Annotated in this window: 14 protein-coding genes; 2 read left to right on the top strand and 12 right to left on the bottom strand. The window is 70.7% G+C overall.

Features of this window, described 5'->3' with window-relative positions:
- Window positions 1–36 precede the first annotated feature (36 nt).
- A complete protein-coding gene (locus ACWGSM_RS07610; protein WP_452322318.1) occupies window positions 37–2,253 on the bottom strand; it encodes an NADP-dependent isocitrate dehydrogenase in 2,217 nt (738 codons plus the stop codon).
- Between the two features lie 128 nt (window positions 2,254–2,381).
- On the opposite strand from ACWGSM_RS07610, the gene ACWGSM_RS07605 reads away from it, so the two are divergent.
- Window positions 2,382–2,840, top strand: a complete 459-nt coding sequence (locus tag ACWGSM_RS07605) for a GNAT family N-acetyltransferase (RefSeq protein WP_452322317.1) — start codon at window positions 2,382–2,384, stop codon at window positions 2,838–2,840.
- A gap of 12 nt (window positions 2,841–2,852) precedes the next feature.
- Here the strand turns inward: ACWGSM_RS07605 and ACWGSM_RS07600 are convergent, their stop codons facing one another.
- From ACWGSM_RS07600 to ACWGSM_RS07565, 8 genes are all read right to left on the bottom strand, one after another.
- On the bottom strand, window positions 2,853–3,614 hold the full coding sequence (locus ACWGSM_RS07600) for a hypothetical protein (RefSeq protein ID WP_452322316.1): 762 nt from the start codon (window positions 3,612–3,614) through the stop codon (window positions 2,853–2,855).
- 86 nt (window positions 3,615–3,700) lie between these two features.
- Window positions 3,701–5,509 (bottom strand): ABC transporter ATP-binding protein, encoded by a 1,809-nt coding sequence (locus ACWGSM_RS07595; RefSeq protein ID WP_452322315.1) that lies wholly within the window; start codon window positions 5,507–5,509, stop codon window positions 3,701–3,703.
- Window positions 5,506–7,386: an ABC transporter ATP-binding protein gene (locus ACWGSM_RS07590; RefSeq protein ID WP_452322314.1), complete on the bottom strand. Its 1,881-nt coding sequence runs from the start codon at window positions 7,384–7,386 to the stop codon at window positions 5,506–5,508. Before ACWGSM_RS07590 ends, ACWGSM_RS07595 begins: the two co-directional genes overlap by 4 nt.
- 211 nt (window positions 7,387–7,597) lie before the next feature.
- A complete protein-coding gene (locus ACWGSM_RS07585) occupies window positions 7,598–8,137 on the bottom strand; it encodes a methylated-DNA--[protein]-cysteine S-methyltransferase (protein WP_452322313.1) in 540 nt (179 codons plus the stop codon).
- Window positions 8,134–9,648 carry a DNA-3-methyladenine glycosylase 2 family protein gene (locus ACWGSM_RS07580; RefSeq protein WP_452322312.1) on the bottom strand — a complete coding sequence of 505 codons (1,515 nt, stop codon included), beginning with the start codon at window positions 9,646–9,648 and terminating at the stop codon, window positions 8,134–8,136. Before ACWGSM_RS07580 ends, ACWGSM_RS07585 begins: the two co-directional genes overlap by 4 nt.
- Before the next feature lie 94 nt (window positions 9,649–9,742).
- A complete protein-coding gene (gene purH / locus ACWGSM_RS07575) occupies window positions 9,743–11,350 on the bottom strand; it encodes a bifunctional phosphoribosylaminoimidazolecarboxamide formyltransferase/IMP cyclohydrolase (protein WP_452322311.1) in 1,608 nt (535 codons plus the stop codon).
- A gap of 39 nt (window positions 11,351–11,389) precedes the next feature.
- Complete coding sequence (purN, locus tag ACWGSM_RS07570; protein WP_452322310.1) at window positions 11,390–11,971, bottom strand: phosphoribosylglycinamide formyltransferase; 582 nt, start codon at window positions 11,969–11,971, stop codon at window positions 11,390–11,392.
- A gap of 4 nt (window positions 11,972–11,975) precedes the next feature.
- Window positions 11,976–13,244 (bottom strand): cell division protein PerM, encoded by a 1,269-nt coding sequence (locus tag ACWGSM_RS07565; protein WP_452322309.1) that lies wholly within the window; start codon window positions 13,242–13,244, stop codon window positions 11,976–11,978.
- Between the two features lie 92 nt (window positions 13,245–13,336).
- Between ACWGSM_RS07565 and ACWGSM_RS07560 the strand changes: the two genes are divergently transcribed.
- On the top strand, window positions 13,337–14,776 hold the full coding sequence (locus ACWGSM_RS07560; protein WP_452322308.1) for an NCS2 family permease: 1,440 nt from the start codon (window positions 13,337–13,339) through the stop codon (window positions 14,774–14,776).
- A gap of 78 nt (window positions 14,777–14,854) precedes the next feature.
- Here ACWGSM_RS07560 and ACWGSM_RS07555 read toward each other — a convergent pair whose 3' ends face one another.
- The 3 genes from ACWGSM_RS07555 to ACWGSM_RS07545 form a co-directional block, all read right to left on the bottom strand.
- Complete coding sequence (locus ACWGSM_RS07555; protein WP_452322307.1) at window positions 14,855–16,096, bottom strand: Dyp-type peroxidase; 1,242 nt, start codon at window positions 16,094–16,096, stop codon at window positions 14,855–14,857.
- Complete coding sequence (locus ACWGSM_RS07550) at window positions 16,096–16,668, bottom strand: copper chaperone PCu(A)C (RefSeq protein WP_452322306.1); 573 nt, start codon at window positions 16,666–16,668, stop codon at window positions 16,096–16,098. The genes ACWGSM_RS07555 and ACWGSM_RS07550 overlap by 1 nt, the downstream gene beginning before the upstream one ends.
- Window positions 16,669–16,786: 118 nt before the next feature.
- Window positions 16,787–17,392 carry a hypothetical protein gene (locus ACWGSM_RS07545; RefSeq protein ID WP_452322305.1) on the bottom strand — a complete coding sequence of 202 codons (606 nt, stop codon included), beginning with the start codon at window positions 17,390–17,392 and terminating at the stop codon, window positions 16,787–16,789.
- Window positions 17,393–17,428: the final 36 nt, after the last annotated feature.

The following is a 17,428-nucleotide window of genomic DNA, read 5'->3' as shown; positions in this document are numbered from 1 at the left end:
CGGATGCTGAGCATCCGGCCTCTTCCGTCTCCGGCGTCAGAGCGCGTCGATCACACCGTTCAACGTCGCCGACGGGCGCATCGCGGCGTCGACCTTGTCGGCGTCGGGACGGTAGTAGCCGCCGATGTCGACCGGCTGCCCCTGCACGGCGTTCAGCTCGTCGACGATCGTCTGCTCGTTCGCGGCGAGCGTCTCGGCGATCGGTGCGAATGCGGCCGCCAGCTCGGCGTCCTTCGTCTGCTTCGCCAGCTCCTGCGCCCAGTACAGGCCGAGGTAGAAGTGGCTGCCGCGGTTGTCGATGGTGCCCAGCGCACGCCCGGGTGACCGGTCCTCTTCGAGGAACGTGCCGGTCGCGGCATCCAGCGTCTCGGCGAGGATCCGTGCCTTCTCGTTGCCCGTGCGGTCGGCGAAGTGCTCGAGCGAGGCGGCCAGGGCGAAGAACTCACCCAGCGAGTCCCAGCGCAGGTAGTTCTCGCCGACCAGCTGCTGCACGTGCTTCGGCGCCGAGCCCCCCGCGCCGGTCTCGAACAGACCGCCGCCGGCCAGCAGCGGCACGATGCTGAGCATCTTCGCGCTCGTGCCGACCTCGAGGATCGGGAACAGGTCGGTCAGGTAGTCGCGCAGCACGTTGCCCGTCACCGAGATGGTGTCGAGGCCGTGACGCATGCGCGCCAGCGTGTACCGGGTCGCCTCCTCGGGCGCGAGGATCGTGATCGTCAGGCCCGTCGTGTCGAGCGTCGCGAGTCCCTGGTGCACCTTGGCGATGATCTGCGCGTCGTGCGAGCGGTTCGCATCGAGCCAGAACACGGCCGGGACGCCGGTGGCGCGTGCGCGCGTCACGGCGAGCTTGACCCAGTCCATCACGGGGATGTGCTTGGTCTGCGTCGCACGCCAGATGTCGCCCCTGCTGACGGTGTGCTCGATGAGCACCGTTCCCTCGCTGTCGAGCACCTGCACGATGCCGTCCGACGCGATCTCGAACGTCTTGTCGTGGCTGCCGTACTCCTCGGCGGCCTGAGCCATGAGGCCGACGTTCGGCACGGTGCCGATCGTCGCCGGGTCGAGCGGCCCGTTCGCGATGACGTCGTCGATCACGGCCTGGTAGACCCCGGCGTACGACGAGTCGGGGATGACCGCGATGGTGTCGGCCTCGCCGCCGTCCTTGCCCCACAGCTTTCCGCCGTTGCGCACCAGCGCCGGCATCGACGCGTCGACGATCACGTCGCTGGGCACGTGCAGGTTGGTGATGCCCTTCTCGGAGTTGACGTACGACAGGCGGGGGCCGTTGTCGATCGCGCGCTCGAAGGCCGCGGCGATCTCCTCGCCGCCGGCGAGCGTCGACAGTCCGGCGAGGATCGAGCCGAGCCCGTCGTTGGCGCTGAGACCGGCCGCCGCGAGCTGGTCGCCGTACTGGGCGAAGACGTCCTTGAAGAAGGCTTTCACGACGTGCCCGAAGATGATCGGGTCGCTGACCTTCATCATGGTCGCCTTGAGGTGCACCGAGTAGAGCACGTCGTCGGCCTCGGCCTGCTTGAGGGTCTCGGCGAGGAAGGCGTCGAGGTGCGCCGCCGACAGGAACGTGGCGTCGATGATCTCGCGCGGCAGGACCTTGAGCCCCTCCTTCAGCACGGTGATGGTGCCGTCGGCGGCGACGTGCTGGAAGCTCAGCACGTCGTCGTGGGCGGCGACCCACGAGCGCTCGTTGCTCTTGAAGTCGTCGTGACCCATGGTGGCGACGCGCGTCTTCGTTCCCTCGGCGAAGGGCTTGTTGCGGTGCGGGTGCTTCTTGGCGTAGTTCTTCACCGCGAGCGGGGCGCGGCGGTCGCTGTTGCCCTCGCGCAGTACCGGGTTCACGGCCGAGCCCTTGATCTTGTCGTAGCGGGCGCGGACGTCCTTCTCGTCGAGCGACTGCGGCTCGTCGGGGTAGTCCGGAACGTCGAAGCCCTTCTCCTGCAGCTCGGCGATGGCGGCCTTGAGCTGAGGGATGGATGCTGAGATGTTCGGCAGCTTGATGATGTTCGCCTCGGGCAGCGTGGCGAGGCCGCCGAGCTCGGCGAGCGCGTCGCCCACCTGCTGCTCGGGGGCGAGCTTCTGGGGGAAGGCGGCGAGGATGCGACCCGCCAGCGAGATGTCGCGGGTCTCCACCTCGATGCCCGCCTGACCGGTGTAGGCCTTGATGATGGGCAGGAACGAGGCGGTGGCCAGAGCCGGCGCCTCGTCTGTGTAGGTGTAGATGATGGCGTCGTCGGTCACCGGGGATCTCCGTTCGCGGGGGCAGATTTATCTCGATACCAAGATACCCGAGTCTTCTCCGCGAGCCCCGGTCACGCCCCGTGACTCCGCTCTGCCACGGATCGGGGGTGACGCGCTAGCCTGGGGTCATGACGGAACTGCGCGTAGAAGAACTCTCCGCTGCGACGATCGTCGCCGTGAACAAGCTGTCGCTGCGTCCGGGCCAGGAGCAGTTCCTGGCTCCGGTGTCGTACGGCATCGCCGCGACGGTCGTGAACCCTCAGACGTCGTGGCAGCGAGTCGTGCTCGACGGTGATCAGGTGGTCGGGTTCGTGAGCGCCAGCTTCGACGCCGACACCCCTGACGAGCACTTCCGCAGCGTGCTCTGGCGCATCAACGTCGACGCAGACGACCAGCGCCGCGGCGTCGGCAGCTTCGCGGTGCAGGTGCTGGTCGACGAGGCCCGTGCCCGTGGCGTCGACCACGTGAACGTCATCTACGAGGCCGGCGAGGACGGCCCGGAGGCGTTCTTCCGTCGCGTGGGGTTCGAGCCCATCGGCGAGACGGAGTACTCCGAGGTCATCGCGCAGATCCGCGTCGACCGCTGACGAGTCGTCCGGTCAGGACCGGCGGCGCTTCCTCGTCGTCCAGGCGATGACCGAGTCGGACGTGCGGATCGCGATCGTGCGAGCGGCATCCCACAGGGCATCCGGCAGCTCGGGCTCCACCCGCTCGCCGCGGGCTGCCCGCTCGGCGATGTCGAAGGCACGCTCCAGATCCTCGACGGCCACCCGGTACGCGCCGAACTCCTCCGGACTCATCCGCGAGTCGGGTCTCGGCCTGGCGTCGCGCGCACGCTGCAGCGCGACGAGGAACGCCGCCGTCGCCGGCTGACGTCCGTCGCTCATCTGCGGGAAGGCGATCGCCCGTGCCGGGTCGGTCTCGTACTCCATCCAGCGTGCGAGCAGCGCGTCGTGGCGGCTGCGCAGCCGCTCCAGCGGCAGCACGCCGGCCGACATCGACGACCGCTCCGTCGAGATCCGCACCCGGCTCGCCTTCACGCGAGCGGCGGCGGCGCGCGCCGCCAGCTGGGCGTCGCGCAGCGCGCGGCGAGCGGATGCCACGGCCGAGGCATCCGCTCGGGCTGCCGCCCTGTCGGCGGCGACCCTCGCAAGATCCGCCCTGGCGACGCGGGCCGCGTCCGCCGCGGCCCGCGCATCGAGCTGCGCGCGCCGGAATTCGAGCCGGGCCGCGTCGTAGCCGAGTCGTCTGCCGTTCACCGTCCCCCGCCTTCGCGCCATCGCGTACCCGGTCGCACCCGCTCCGGCTGCCGCCGGAGCGACCCACCACCACTCGGCGGCAAGGAGCAGGATCGGATCCACGTGATCAACCTATTCTCAGACCAGCGTCTGCTGCCAGGACATCAATCTATTCTCAGACCTGAGCCCCGCTGCCAGGGCACCGGTTCTCAGACCAGCGTCTGCTGCCAGGCCGCATGCAGCTGCGCGAACTTCCCCGTGCCGCCGATCAGGGCGGCGGGGGTGTCGTCCTCGATGATCCGCCCGTGCTCCATCACCAGCACGCGATCGGCGATCGCGACCGTCGACAGGCGGTGCGCGATGATGATCGCCGTGCGGTCGGCGAGCAGGGTCTGCAGCGCCTCCTGGATGAGTCGCTCGGACGGGATGTCGAGCGACGCCGTCGCCTCGTCGAGGATCAGCACCGCGGGATCGGCGAGGAACGCCCGCGCGAACGAGATCAGCTGACGCTGCCCGGCCGACACGCGCCCGCCGCGCTTGTTGACGTCGGTGTTGTACCCGTCGGGCAGCGACGAGATGAACCCGTCGGCGCCGACGGCACGTGCGGCGGCGCGGATCTCCTCCAACGTCGCATCGGGCCGGCCGAGCGCGATGTTGTCGGCGACCGTGCCGCTGAACAGGTACGCCTCCTGCGTCACCATCACGATGGCGCGTCGCAGATCCTTCGGGTGCAGCATCCGCAGGTCGACGCCGTCGAGTGTCACCCGCCCGGCGGTCGGGTCGTAGAAGCGCGAGACGAGCTTGGCGAGGGTCGACTTGCCCGCACCCGTCGTGCCGACGAGCGCGATCGTCTGCCCCGACGGGATGTCGAGGGAGAAGTCCGGCAGGATCGTCTTGTCGTCGTTGTACGCGAAGGTGACGTCGTCGAAGCGGATCGCTCCGCGTGACTCCCACAGGTCGACCGGCTTCTCCGGGTCGGGCACGGTCGGCTGCTCATCGAGCACGCCCGAGACCTTCTCGAGCGCCGCGGTGGCCGACTGGTAGGAGTTCAGGAACATCGCGATCTCCTGCATCGGCGCGAAGAAGTTGCGCACGTACAGCACGGTCGCGAGCAGCACGCCGACGCCCAGCACGCCGTCGGCGACGCGCAGACCGCCCCACAGCACCACGGCCGCGAGGGTGAGCGCCGCGATGCCCATCAGCCCCGGCTCGAACGTGCCGAACAGCACCATGGAGCGGCGGTTGACGTCGCGGTAGTCACCGGCCACCGCGCGGAAGGCGGCGTCGTTACGAGGCTCCTTGCGGAACGACTTGACGGCGCGGATCCCCGTCATCGTCTCGACGAACTGCACGATCACCTTCGCGCTGATCACCCGCGACTCGCGATAGACGGCCTGCGAGCGGCTGTAGAACCAGCGCATCAGCACCACCAGCGGGATGCCCGCGAGCAGCAGGATCACACCGGACTGCCAGTCGGCGATCACCAGCGCGATGAACGTGAACAGCCCGAACAGCAGGCCCGAGACGAGGTTGTTCAGACCGCCGTCGAGCAGCTCCCGGATGGAATCCAGGTCGCTCGTCTGACGGGAGATGATCCGGCCGGAGGTGTACGACTCGTGGAACTCCAGGCTGAGGCGCTGGGTGTGCAGGAAGATCCGCTTGCGCAGGTCGAGCAGCACGGCCTGCGTGATGCGGGCCGCGAGCACGACGTACAGCCCGATCAGCGCGGAGGCCAGGATGCCGGCGACGAGATAGACGATGGTGACGGTGATCGCCGGCATCCAGTCGGCCGTCTGCAGCAGCTGCGGCAGGGCCCGGTCCAGCGCGATGCCGATGAGGATGGGACCAGCCACCTGCAGCGCCGTCGAGACGACGAGCACGAGCGCGGCGATGACGATGCGCAGCCGCAGCGGAGCGATGAGCGAGCCGAGCAGACGCAGCGACCGCTGCCGGATCGCGCGGCTCTCGGCCTTCGTGTAGTCGGAGCGGTCTTCGCCCTGGGTGCCTGCGATGCTCATGCCTGCACCTCCTCTTCGTCGATCTGGGTCGCTGGGCCCGCGGAAGCGTCGGTGATGATGTCGATCGCGCCGGTGCGCGCCGCCTCCTCGGCCTCCAGACTCGAGATCACATGCCGGTAGTGCGTGCTGGTGCGCAGCAACTCGGAGTGGGTCCCCACCGCGGTGATGCGTCCCCGCTCGAGCAGCGCGACCCGGTCGGCGAGCGCGACCGTCGACGGGCGATGGGCGATGATAAGCGCGGTCGTCTCGGCGAGAACGTGACGCAGGGCCTCTTCGACGAGCGCCTCGGTGTCGACGTCGAGAGCCGACAGCGGGTCGTCGAGCACGAGCACCTTCGGGTCTGCGGCGACGGCACGCGCCAGCGCCAGGCGCTGACGCTGGCCGCCCGACAGACTCAGCCCCTCTTCGCCGATGACCGTCTCGACGCCCTCGGGCAGCGTGTCGACGAACCCGGCCTGGGCGACATCCAGCGCCTCGCGCAGCACCCGCTCCCCCTCGGCGCCGTGGATGTCGAGATCGGCGCGGCCGAGCAGCACGTTCTCACGCACGGATGCCGAGAACAGCGTCGCGTCCTCGAACGCCATCGCCACGTGCCGGCGCAGCTCGGACAGCTCGAGGTCGCGCACGTCGACGCCATCGAGGGTGACCCGACCGCCCGTCACGTCGTACAGGCGGGCCGGCAGCGTGGTCAGGGTGGTCTTGCCCGACCCGGTGAGGCCGACGAGTGCCATGGTCTCGCCCGGGCGCAGCACGAGGTCGATCCCGTCGAGCAGGTCTCGTTCGTGCGCACCCGCGTCCTGGTAGCGGAACCGGGCGCCCTCGAACGCCAGCTCGCCGCGGGGCTCGTCGAGCCGCACCGGCTGCGCGGGGTCGGTGATCGTGTTCGTCTCCTGATAGATCTCGAACACCCGGTCGGTCGCGGTGCGCGCGTCGAGCATGAATGAGAACAAGAAGCCGATCGACTCGATCGGCCAGCGCAGCACGGCGGCCATCGCGAAGAACGCGAACAGCTGCGGCACGTCGATCTGCCCCTGCACGATCAGCCAGATGCCCGAGATGAGGCTGAGCCCGAACGCGATCTGCGGCATGAGGTCGAGCCAGAACCAGATCTCGGCGATCGCGCGCCCCTTGCGCAGCTCGGTCTCGCGCAGGGTCTCGGCCTGGCGGCTGAACCGCACGAGAGCGTGCTTGCCCCGCCCGAACGCTTTGAGGACGCGGATGCCGTGCACGCTCTCCTCGACGCTGGTGGCCAGGTCACCGGCCTGATCCTGGCTGCGCCTGGCGAGCGCGCCGTAGCGCTTCTCGAACAGGTACCCCTGGATCCACATCGGCACGCCGGTGACGAGGAAGATCGCGCCGAGCAGCCAGTGCCAGCGGAACAGCAGCACCGCGCCGATCGCGATGGTGAGGATGTTGACGACCAGCAGGATCAGACCGAACGCCAGCCACCGCCGGATGATGTTGATGTCCTGCATCATGCGGCTGAGCAGCTGACCCGACTGCCAGCGGTCGTGGAAGGCGACGGGAAGGCCCTGCAGTCGCGAGTACAGCTCCGAGCGCATCTGATACTCGACCTCGGTGGCCGGGGTCAGCACGAACCAGCGGCGCAGCCACACCATCACCGCCTCGCCGAGGGAGAGGGCCAGCACGCCGAACGCGCCGACGAGGATGAACCCGACCGAGCCGTCGGCGCCCGCTCCCAGATCGAACTCCTTCACGACCTGCTCGAGAACGATCGGGATCATCAGGGCGATCACGGCGGCGGCGAGCGCGCTGAGCGCGCCGCCGATGAGGCGGCCGAGGATCGGCTGCACGAAGGGCTTCAGCCGCCAGAGCGCGGCGAACGTGGACAGGGACGAAGACGAGCTGACAGACATGACTCTCGGTTGCGTGGCGAGCGGGTGACGAAGGGAAGGCGGATGCCGTGGCGTCCGGTGCGAGGGCGACGTGGGCGACCGGAGTCGCGCGTCGCGTGCTCAGTCGCGCTGACGGAGTGCGCGCGAGCCGAGGCGGGACGTGAGAGTCGTCGTGATCATGGTGTCCTCCTGGCTCGGCTTCATCGCCCGGTCGGCGCGACAGCCTTCGAGCCTATTGCGACGGGAGCGCCGCGCGCAAGAGTGCGCCGCCGATCATATTCTCGCCGCGCTCGCGGGCGAGCAGGCTCTGCTTCACCGGCAGCCCCCATGCGAAGCCGCCCAGCGACCCGTCCGAACGCAGCACGCGGTGGCAGGGCACGAACAGGGCGGGCGCGTTGCGCGCGCAGATCGACGCCGCCGCGCGCACGGCCTGAGGGCTGCCGAGCTCGACAGCGAACTGGCTGTAGCTGAGCGGGCGGCCGGGTTCGATGCGGCGCAGCGCCTCCCAGCCGGCGGACTGCAGTGCGGTGCCGCGCTGGCGGACGACCACCTCGTCGATGGCGTGCAGGTCGCCGGCGTAGTACGCGCGGGCCGCGGGCGCGGCATCCGTCTCCCCCTCCGCGACTGCGGCGGGCCGCAGCGCGGGATGCACGCGCGCGATGATCGCGGCCTGGTCGTCGGTCCAGCCCGAGGCGAGCACGCGCTGCGCCTCGTCGACGAGGATCGTGAGGGGCCCGTCGGGGGTCGGGACGGTCTGGACGAGCGCGGTCATGACTTCTCCTTGGGTGCTGAGCGCGGGGAGCGGCGCGGCGGCCGGGCCGGCACCGCGCGCCACAGATGGGCGGTGAGGTAGCTGCGCCAGGGCGCCGTGCGCGCCGCCCACGCGGTGAGGGATGCCGGATCGCCGGGCAGCCCGGACGCCACGGCCCCCGCGCGCACGGCCACGTCGCCCGGCAGGAAGACGTCGGGGTCGCCGATCACCCGCATCCGCACGTAGTCGGCGGTCCACGGCCCGATGCCGGGCATCGCCAGCAGAGCCGCCCGCTGCGCTGCGGCATCGTCGCCGACGGTCAGGGTGAGCGCCCCGTCGGCGAGCGCCGCGGCGGCGCCGGTGACGGCACGGATGCGCGCCGCCGGCCCGCGCAGCACCTCGGCGCCGTGCTCGGCGATCGCCGCCATCGTGGGGAACAGCAGCCCGCCGTCGGGCGTGCGCTCCCCCAGCTGCTCGGCGAGCGCGGTGAGAGCGGTGCGCGCTGCAGCGACGGTGATCTGCTGTCCCACCATGGCGCGGATGAGCATCTCGTGCGGGTCGGCGGTGCCCGGCACCCGGATGCCGGGCACGGCGGCCACGAGCGGCGCCAGTTCGGGATGCGCCGAGAGCGCGTCGTCGATCGCCTGCGGGTCGGCGTCGAGGTCGAACAGCCGACGGGCAGTCGCGACGAGCGGGGCGAGGTCGGCGAGTCGGGTGACCTTCGCGCGCAGGCGAAGCTGCCCCTCGGGCGTCTGCCGGATCTCGAGATGCGCGGGGCCGCCGGGCATCCGCAGGTGACGACCGAACGACGTCACCGTGGCGCTCTCCACCCCGGGCAGGGCGCGCGCGGCCATCCAGGCGAACAGGTCCGACCTGTCGATCGGGGCGCGGTGCGGCAGCAGCAGGTCGACGATGCCCTGCGTCGCGCCGTCGGCCGCCGCGCCCTGCGACCTGTGGGCGGACGAGCGGCGCGTCGCGCGGAGCTGTCCCGGGGTCATCTCGAAGACTTCGCGGATGGTGTCGTTGCACTGGCGGATGCTCGAGAACCCGGCCGAGAACGCGACCTCCGAGACCGGCATGTCGGTGCCGACGAGCAGCATGCGCGCGGTGTGGGCGCGGTGCGCCCTGGCGAGTGCCAGCGGGCCTGCGCCCAGCTCGGTGGTCAGCAGCCGCGTGAGGTGCCTAGGCGAGTAGCCGAGGCGGCGGGCGAGGCCGGGGACCCCCTCCTGCTCGACGACGCCTGAGGTGATCAGTCGCATCGCGCGGGCGGCCGCGTCTCCGCGCATGTCCCAGGCCGGAGAGCCCGGGGCAGCCTCGGGCAGGCAGCGCTTGCAGGCCCGGTATCCGGCCTCGTGCGCCGCGGCGCTCGTGGGATAGAAGGTGACGTTCTCGGGCTTCGGGGTGCGGGCGGGGCAGCTCGGACGGCAGTAGATGCGGGTGGAGCGCACAGCCGTGACGAACTGCCCGTCGAAACGGGTGTCGCGTGCGCTGATCGCACGGTAGCGCTCGTCGTGCTCGGCTGTGAAGCTCATGTCTTCATGCTGTCACGTCCGCGGGCGCCCGGCTGGCGGAAATCGGACACGACAGTGCACCCCCGCCGGATGGTGCCGGAGTGCGTCGTGGGAATCAGTGGAAGAAGTGACGCTCTCCGGTGAAGAACATCGTCACGCCGGCCTTGCGGGCAGCATCCACCACCTCTTCGTCGCGCACCGAGCCGCCGGGCTGCACGATCGCGGTGATGCCCGCGTCGATGAGCACCTGCACGCCGTCGGCGAAGGGGAAGAAGGCGTCGGATGCGGCAACCGAGCCCGCGGCGCGGTCTCCCGCCCGCTCGACGGCGAGACGGCACGAGTCGACCCGGTTGACCTGCCCCATGCCCACGCCCACCGTCGCGTTGTCCTTGGCCAGCACGATCGCGTTCGACTTCACCGCGCGGCACGCCTTCCACGCGAAGATGAGGTTCTCCATCTCGACGTCGTCGGGCCGCTCGCCCGAGACGAGCTCCCAGTTCGTCGCGACCGAGACGATGTCGTCGGGGAAGCGATCGGCATCCTGCAGCAGCAGACCGCCCGAGACGAGACGCACGTCCATCCGCTCCTGCCGCCAGTCGGCGGGCAGCTGCAGCAGACGCAGGTTCTTCTTCGCCTTGAACACCTCGAGCGCGGCCGGCTCGAACGAGGGGGCCACGATGACCTCGGTGAAGATGTCCTTCAGGTTCTCGGCCATCTTCAGGGTCACGGTGCCGTTTGCGGCGATCACTCCGCCGTAGGCCGACACCGGGTCGCACTCGTGAGCGCGCAGGTGCGCGCTCGCGATCGGGTCGAGCGCGTTGCGAGCGGTGGTCGCGATGCCGCACGGGTTCGCGTGCTTGATGATCGCCACGGCCGGCTGCACCATGTCGTACGCGGCGCGCAGCGCCGCGTCGGCGTCGACGTAGTTGTTGTACGACATCTCCTTGCCCTGCAGCTGGGTCGCCTGGGCGATGCCGTGGCCGCCGGCGCGGGTGTAGATCGCGCCGCGCTGGTGCGCGTTCTCGCCGTAGCGCAGGGTGGCCAGGCGCTCGGCCTTCACGGTGAGGTGGGCCGGCAGGTCCCCGCTCTCGGCGAGGGTGCGCTCCGAGAACCACTGCGCGACGGCCGAGTCGTAGTTGGCCGTGTGCGCGAAGGCGCGTGCGGCGAGTTCGCGCCGGTGCACGAGCGTGGTGCCGCCCTCGGCGACCGCCTCGATGATGGCGGGATACGACTCGGGCGACACGACGATCGCGACGTTCGCGTGGTTCTTCGCCGCAGCGCGCACCATGGCCGGTCCGCCGATGTCGATCTGCTCGACGATGGCGTCCGGCTCGGCGCCGGATGCCACGGTCTGGACGAACGGGTAGAGGTTGACCACGACGAGCTCGAACGGCTCGATGCCGAAGTCCTCGAGCTGACGTTCATGGTCTTCGAGGCGCAGGTCGGCCAGCAGACCGCCGTGCACCTTCGGGTGCAGCGTCTTGACCCGCCCGTCGAGCATCTCGGCGACCCCGGTGACGGACGCCACGTCGGTGACCTCGTGACCGGCGTCCCGGATGGTCTGCGCGGTCGAGCCGGTCGAGACGATCTCGATGCCCGCCTCGGTCAGCGCCTCGGCGAGTTCGACGAGACCGGACTTGTCGCTCACCGAGACCAGGGCGCGCTTCACCGGCACGAGGTCGCGATCGCGGTACAGCGAGGGGTCGAGGCTGGGGCCGGCCATGAGGGTGCTCCTTCGTTCGGGCGAGGTCGTGTGTGGGTGTCAGCGTGAGAGCGTCAGCTCTCCGGTGGCGATGCGCTGGACGGCATCGATCAGCAGGCGTCGCTCGACGGGCTTGATGCGGTCGTGCAGGGTCGTCTCTGTGTCGCCCGGCAGCACCGGCACGCGCTCCTGGGCGAGGATCGGTCCGCTGTCGATGCCGTCGTCGATGACGATGATGCTCGCTCCTGTCTCGGCGGCGCCGGTGGCGAGCGCGTCGCGCACGCCGTGCGCCCCGGGGAATTCGGGCAGGTAGGCGGGATGCGTGTTGATGATGTTCGGCGCGTAGCGCTCGACGACGGCCGGGGGCAGCAGGCGCATCAGCCCGCTGAGCACGATGAGGTCGGGCTGCCAGGCGTCCAGCTGCGCGGCCAGCTCGCGGCCCCACTCCTCGCGACTGGGGTAGGCGGCATAGGGAACGGTGAAGGTGGGGATGCCGAACTCCTCGGCGTGCGCCAGCCCTGCGGCGTCACGGTCGGCGCCGACGGCGATGACTCTGGCCGGGAAATCGGGGTGACTCGCCGCCTCGAGGAGGGCTCGAAGGTTCGAGCCGGTACCGGAGATGAGTACGGCGAGCGTCAGCACCCGGTCAGTCTACCGGGGCGGTGAGCCCCGCCATCTCCTCGTTCCACCGGTCGGTGCGCTCTTCGGCGAGCTCGTCGCGATGCCGCGGGGCGAGCAGCAGGATGCCGGCGCCGATGAGCACCTCGATGCCGATCGCGAGCGCGAATGCTCCGGGTGCGGGCCCGGCCTGGGCGAGTCGGCCGGGTCCGATCGAACCGGATGCGAGAACCGCGGCCAGCGCGGCCGTGCCGGCCGCCAGAGCCGCGATGGCCACGGCGATGGCGGCCCGGGGTCCGTACCCGACGGCCGTGTTCTCCCAGACCAGCCGCGAGCGCACCGTCCAGCCCGCCACCGCGCCGCAGGCGATCGGCACGAGAACGCTCACCAGCATCCAGATCGACGAGTTCTCGGGCACCAGTCCGAGCACGGGGATGCCGGGGACGACGCCGAGCTCGGTGCCCGCGGGCGAGACCGCGGTGCCCGCGCCGAGGGCGAACCCGGGGCCGGCGAGCCAGCTCGCCGCCCACACGATCAGCGTCGGCAGGTAGGCCAGGTGCCCGACGGTGAGCATGGCGGCGCCGAGCGCGTCGACGTGCGCCGCTTCGAACAGCGCCACGACCTCCCCGCCGCGCAGCAGTGTCATCACGGCGATGCCCACGGCTGATGCACCCGTCAGCGCGATGGCGGCGACCGCGGCGCCCCGCACCGCCTCGCCGGGTACAGCCGCCCAGTCGCCCCACGAGTCGATGAGATCGCGGAGCCGATCGATCGGCCCGTCGTCGCCCTCCTCCCACGCATGGCGTAGCGCGCCGGCGAGCGCGCCGACCGCGTAGACCGCGGCGGGAAGCAGGATCGCGCCCCACAGCGCGGCGCGCAGCACGTCCGAGCGGCAGCTCACGGCGACGGCGGCGGAGAGCGCGGCGAAGGCGAGCACTCCCCCGGTGACGCCCGAGACCCACCGGTCGGCCACCGCGGCGCGACGGCCGGACCGTGCGGCGAAGAGCAGGGTGAACACCAGCAGCGCGAGCGGCGGCACCGAGAGCGCGAACCGGGCCGCGTCCTTCGGGATGGCGAGGCCCGAGAGCAGGGCATCCGGAAGCACCACCTCGAGCGGCACCCCGTGTCCGAACTGCCACAGCGTGCCGCTCACCGGCCAGAGCGCGCCCCAGTCGGCGTCGAGCCCGAACGCCAGCACCCAGAGCAGGGTGAAGGGCGCGAGCACGACGGCGAGCCCGACGGCGACCGCGATGGCGGCGTCGAGGGCGGCGAGAAGCGCGACGATGAGGCGTTGCATGACGGATCGAGCCTACGACGTGCATCCGCACCGCATGCTGTGGCCACGCGCGGTGCGGTGAAGCCGGTAGATTCTCTTCGGAGGTCCACCCGATGACTGATGCCCCTGTGCGCCCTGACACCGAACCGCGCAACGCGATCGACCGCTTCTTCGAGATCACCCGACGAGGTTCGACCTTCGCCGCCGAGATCCGCGGAGGTGTGGTCACGTTCGTGACGATGGCGTACATCGTCATCCTGAACCCGATCATCCTCTCCAGCGGAACCGACGTCGCCGGATCCCAGCTCGACTTCGTGCAGCTGAGCGCGGTGACCGGCCTCACCGCCGCGGTCATGACGATCCTGTTCGGTCTCGTGGCGCGCCTGCCGTTCGGGTTCGCCGCCGGGCTCGGCATCAACGCGTTCCTCGCGTTCTCGGTCGTCGGCGAGGTCACCTGGCCCGAGGCCATGGGCCTGGTCGTCATCAACGGCCTGATCATCGTGCTGCTCAGCGCCACGGGTCTGCGCCGCATGATCTTCGACGCCGTTCCCATGCAGCTGAAGATCGCCATCACCGTGGGCATCGGCCTGTTCATCGCGTTCATCGGCTTCGTCAACGCCGGGTTCGTGACGGCCAGCGCGTCGCCGCCCGTGGCGCTGGGCGTCGGCGGCTCGGTCGCGACGGTTCCCACGCTCATCTTCGTGGTCACGCTGCTGCTCACCGGGGTGCTCGTGGCGCGGAAGGTGAAGGGCGGCATCCTGATCGGGCTCGTCTCGGGCACCGTGCTCGCCATCCTCGTCGAGGCGATCTGGCACATCGGCGCCAAGGGCGACGACAACCTCGGCGGCTGGGGCCTCTCGGTGCCCGCCCTGCCCTCGCAGCTGGTCAGTCTGCCCGACCTCTCGCTGATCGGCCAGGTCGACCTGTTCGGCGCCTTCGGCCGCATCGGCGCGCTCGCCGCTCTCATGCTCGTCTTCACCCTGGTGTTCACCAACTTCTTCGACGCCATGGGCACCATGACCGGCCTCGCGAAGGAGGCGGATCTCGCCGACGAGCGCGGCAACTTCCCGCGCCTGAAGTCGGCCCTGATCGTGGAGGGCGTGGGCGCCGTCATGGGAGGGGCCACCTCGGGATCGTCGAACACCGTGTTCATCGAGTCGGGAGCAGGCATCGGCGAGGGCGCGCGCACAGGCTTCGCGAACCTCATCACCGGAGGCCTGTTCCTGATCGCGATGTTCTTCACCCCCCTGGTGTCGATCGTGCCCACCGAGGTCGCCGCGGCCGCGCTGGTGATCGTCGGCGCGCTGATGATGAGCCAGATCCGGTTCATCGACCTCACCGACTTCTCGGCGCTGTTCGGCGTCTTCCTCACCGTGTCGGTCATGCCGATGACCTACTCGATCGCGAACGGCATCGGCGCGGGCTTCATCGGCTGGGTCGCCGCGCGAGGGCTCTCGGGCAAGGCACGTGAGATCAGCCCGCTGCTGTGGATCGTCACCGGCGGCTTCGTGATCTACTTCGCCCGCGGACCGGTGGAGATGCTGTTCAGCTGAGCCGCGAGCATGACGAAGGCCCCGGGGTGGAGCCCGGGGCCTTCGCGCATCAGTCTAGCGGGTCGCTCGAGGGGTCGCTCACCCCTCGAGGAGCGTCTCGCCGATGTATCCGTCCGGTGCGCAGCCGGGCGGCACGGCGAACACCGCACTGCCGATCGGCGTGGTCCAGATGTTCAGCAGATCCGCCTTCGCGAGCCGCTCCTGCATCGGCGTGAACTGACGCGCGACGTCCGCCTGGAACGAGATGAACATCAGGCCCGACTCCGAGACCGAGTCGGGGTCGGTCGAGGGGACGTCATAGTTGTACGCGCGGCGGAAGATCCGCTCCCCCGGGTCGGCTGAGCGCGCACGGCGGATGTGCGCCAGGTCGTGGATCACCGGAAAGCCCAGCCGGTCCTTCGCGGCGAAGTCGGGCTCATCGTGCTCCTCATCTCCGGTCAGCGGCGCCCCGGTGTCGAGCCTTCGCCCGACGGCGAACTCCCGTGCCCCGCGGTCGACTTCGTCCCAGGTGTCGAGGTTCATCCGGATGCGCCGCACGACCATCCCGGTGCCCCCTGCCAGCCATCCGTCGGCGCTCCACACCACCGTGTCGAAGTCGGCGTCGCCGGGCCGCGGGTTGGCCGTGCCGTCGACCTGACCGAACAGGTTGCGCATGGTGGTGCCTGGCGCCACCGTGCCGTGCGCCTGCCGGAACCCGTGCTGCACCCCGTGCACGGCGGCGAAGCTGCGGGCGTCCTTCAGCAGCATCCGGGCGGTGTGCGCGACCGACATCGGATCGTCGGCGGCGATCTGGATGAGCAGATCGCCGCCGGTGAACTCCGGGCGCAGCCGATCGATCGAGAACGGCGGCAGCGGCGCGAGCCACGTCGGCGCGCTGCCGCCCGCGCGTGCGACGAACTCCGATCCGAACCCGAACGTCACCGTGAGCCGTGCGGGTTCGCGGGCGAGCTCGGGCTCGGTGTCGGCGAGAGCGGGCAGCCCGGCGGTGAGCCGGGCGGCGTCGTCGCTGAGCACGCGCATCATGCGGCGCATCCGCTCGCGGTCGGTCTGCGGGTGCAGGGTGAGCACGATGAGCGTCGCGTGTGCGGGGGCATCGGTGGCTATGCCCGCCTGATGGGTTCCGTGGAACGGCACGACGGCGCGGCCGTGCAACGCGGGTGCGGCGGCCGATGGCGCGGATGCGGGGATCGAGAGCCGCTCGGCGCCGAGCGCGACGAGCGCCCCCGCCCCGGCGGCAGCCCCTCCGAAGAGGAGCTGCCGCCGCGTGGGGCGGGAGGTCGGCCCTGTTGCGCGCGCGGCGTGATCGCTGCGCGCGGTCATCAGTGGCCCTGATCCGAATCGTGCTCGTCGTGGTCGTCGTGATCGGACTCGTAGTGCTCCTGTGCGCCGGTGAAGTCCTTCACGTCCGCAGCGAACGACATGGTCGACTCGTCCGAGAACGTCAGCGTGAACCGCACCTCCTGGCCGGCTTCGAGCGCTGCCGTCAGCCCCATCAGCATGAGGTGGTCCCCGCCGGGCTCGAGCGCGAGGGTGCCGCCGGAGGGGATGACCAGCCCGCCCTGCACCTGCCGCATGGTGGTGCCGCCGCTGGCCGAGTCGGCGACGGTCTCGTGCAGTTCGATGCGCTGGGCGGCGTCGGAGCGCGCCGACACCAGCGTGATGTCTCCGTCGGTGGGGTTCGACAGGATGCCGAAACCGGCGGTCATGCCGTCGGCGGCCGATTTGACCCACGCGTCCTCGATGGTCACCGCCTGCCCGGCCGCGTCGGAGCCGTGCAGGGCGGACGCGCTCGGGTTCGGCCCCGCGGTGGAGGGGGCGCAGCCGGTGAGCACGAGCAGCGCGGCGGCCAGGGCGAGGGCCGGGCGGGTGAATCGACGGTCAGTGGTGTGCATGGTGATGCCTTTCAGATCTGTTCTCGCCGTGCACGCACGACGATGCACGCCCGCCTCGGTGGCGGGTGCGCGGTCCGCGCGCAGGCGCGGACGGCGTCATCCGGATGGACGACGCCTCTCAGATGCGGGAAGGCAGCGGTGGTCCCCGACGGGGCCGGACACGGATGAAGCGGATGCCCGTGTCGAGCGCTCCGTCGTCGGCGGCGCGCAGGGGGAAGCGCAGACCGGGCCGGGGCGTCACCGCAGGCAGACGCCTGACGAGGGCGGAGACGAGCCAGGTCGTCAGCCGTCCGGCGAGCCGCCCGAGCCTCGTCAGCAGCACTTCACCGCGGTGCAGTGCCGCCGTGGTCAGGAGAGCGGCGAGCACGTGACCGAGCCACATCCCCGCGGCCGGGGCCGCGATGCTCGACTCACCGCCGGGCAGCACCGCCGGCAGCCCGTGCTGGTGCACGGTGAGGCCGCCGACGGGGGTGAAGGAGCCCAGGACGAACAGCTCGTGGAACAGGAACTGACTGGCCGAGACGGCGAGCAGCAGCCGTGCGGGCGAGAGCCGTCGTCCGGCGAGCAGCACGCTGACCATGCTCGACAGCACAAGCGGCACGACGACACCGAGGACGCCGGGCATCGCTCCCCCGGCCGAGACGTGACCGAGCAGTGCGGTGAAGGTGGCCACCAGCGCCGACGATGTTCCGCGCAGCAGCTGCGGAAGTCTCGAGGAGCGCATGTCTCAATCCTGCCATGTGTGCCCCCGGTGGGCGAA

The organism is Microbacterium sp. NPDC055521, assembly GCF_053619695.1.
Note: the sequence above shows the minus strand (reverse complement) of the source record. Positions and strands in the feature narration are given on the sequence as shown.

Excerpts from the sequence above, each read along its gene's own strand:
- purH (WP_452322311.1), bottom strand. The coding sequence starts at position 11,350 with ATGGCCGGCCCCAGCCTCGACCCCTCGCTGTACCGCGATCGCGACCTC.
- ACWGSM_RS07565 (WP_452322309.1), bottom strand. The coding sequence starts at position 13,244 with ATGCAACGCCTCATCGTCGCGCTTCTCGCCGCCCTCGACGCCGCCATC.
- ACWGSM_RS07560 (WP_452322308.1), top strand. The coding sequence starts at position 13,337 with ATGACTGATGCCCCTGTGCGCCCTGACACCGAACCGCGCAACGCGATC.
- ACWGSM_RS07605 (WP_452322317.1), top strand. The coding sequence starts at position 2,382 with ATGACGGAACTGCGCGTAGAAGAACTCTCCGCTGCGACGATCGTCGCC.
- ACWGSM_RS07545 (WP_452322305.1), bottom strand. The coding sequence starts at position 17,392 with ATGCGCTCCTCGAGACTTCCGCAGCTGCTGCGCGGAACATCGTCGGCG.
- ACWGSM_RS07550 (WP_452322306.1), bottom strand. The coding sequence starts at position 16,668 with ATGCACACCACTGACCGTCGATTCACCCGCCCGGCCCTCGCCCTGGCC.
- ACWGSM_RS07590 (WP_452322314.1), bottom strand. The coding sequence starts at position 7,386 with ATGTCTGTCAGCTCGTCTTCGTCCCTGTCCACGTTCGCCGCGCTCTGG.
- ACWGSM_RS07555 (WP_452322307.1), bottom strand. The coding sequence starts at position 16,096 with ATGACCGCGCGCAGCGATCACGCCGCGCGCGCAACAGGGCCGACCTCC.
- ACWGSM_RS07580 (WP_452322312.1), bottom strand. The coding sequence starts at position 9,648 with ATGAGCTTCACAGCCGAGCACGACGAGCGCTACCGTGCGATCAGCGCA.
- ACWGSM_RS07585 (WP_452322313.1), bottom strand. The coding sequence starts at position 8,137 with ATGACCGCGCTCGTCCAGACCGTCCCGACCCCCGACGGGCCCCTCACG.
- ACWGSM_RS07595 (WP_452322315.1), bottom strand. The coding sequence starts at position 5,509 with ATGAGCATCGCAGGCACCCAGGGCGAAGACCGCTCCGACTACACGAAG.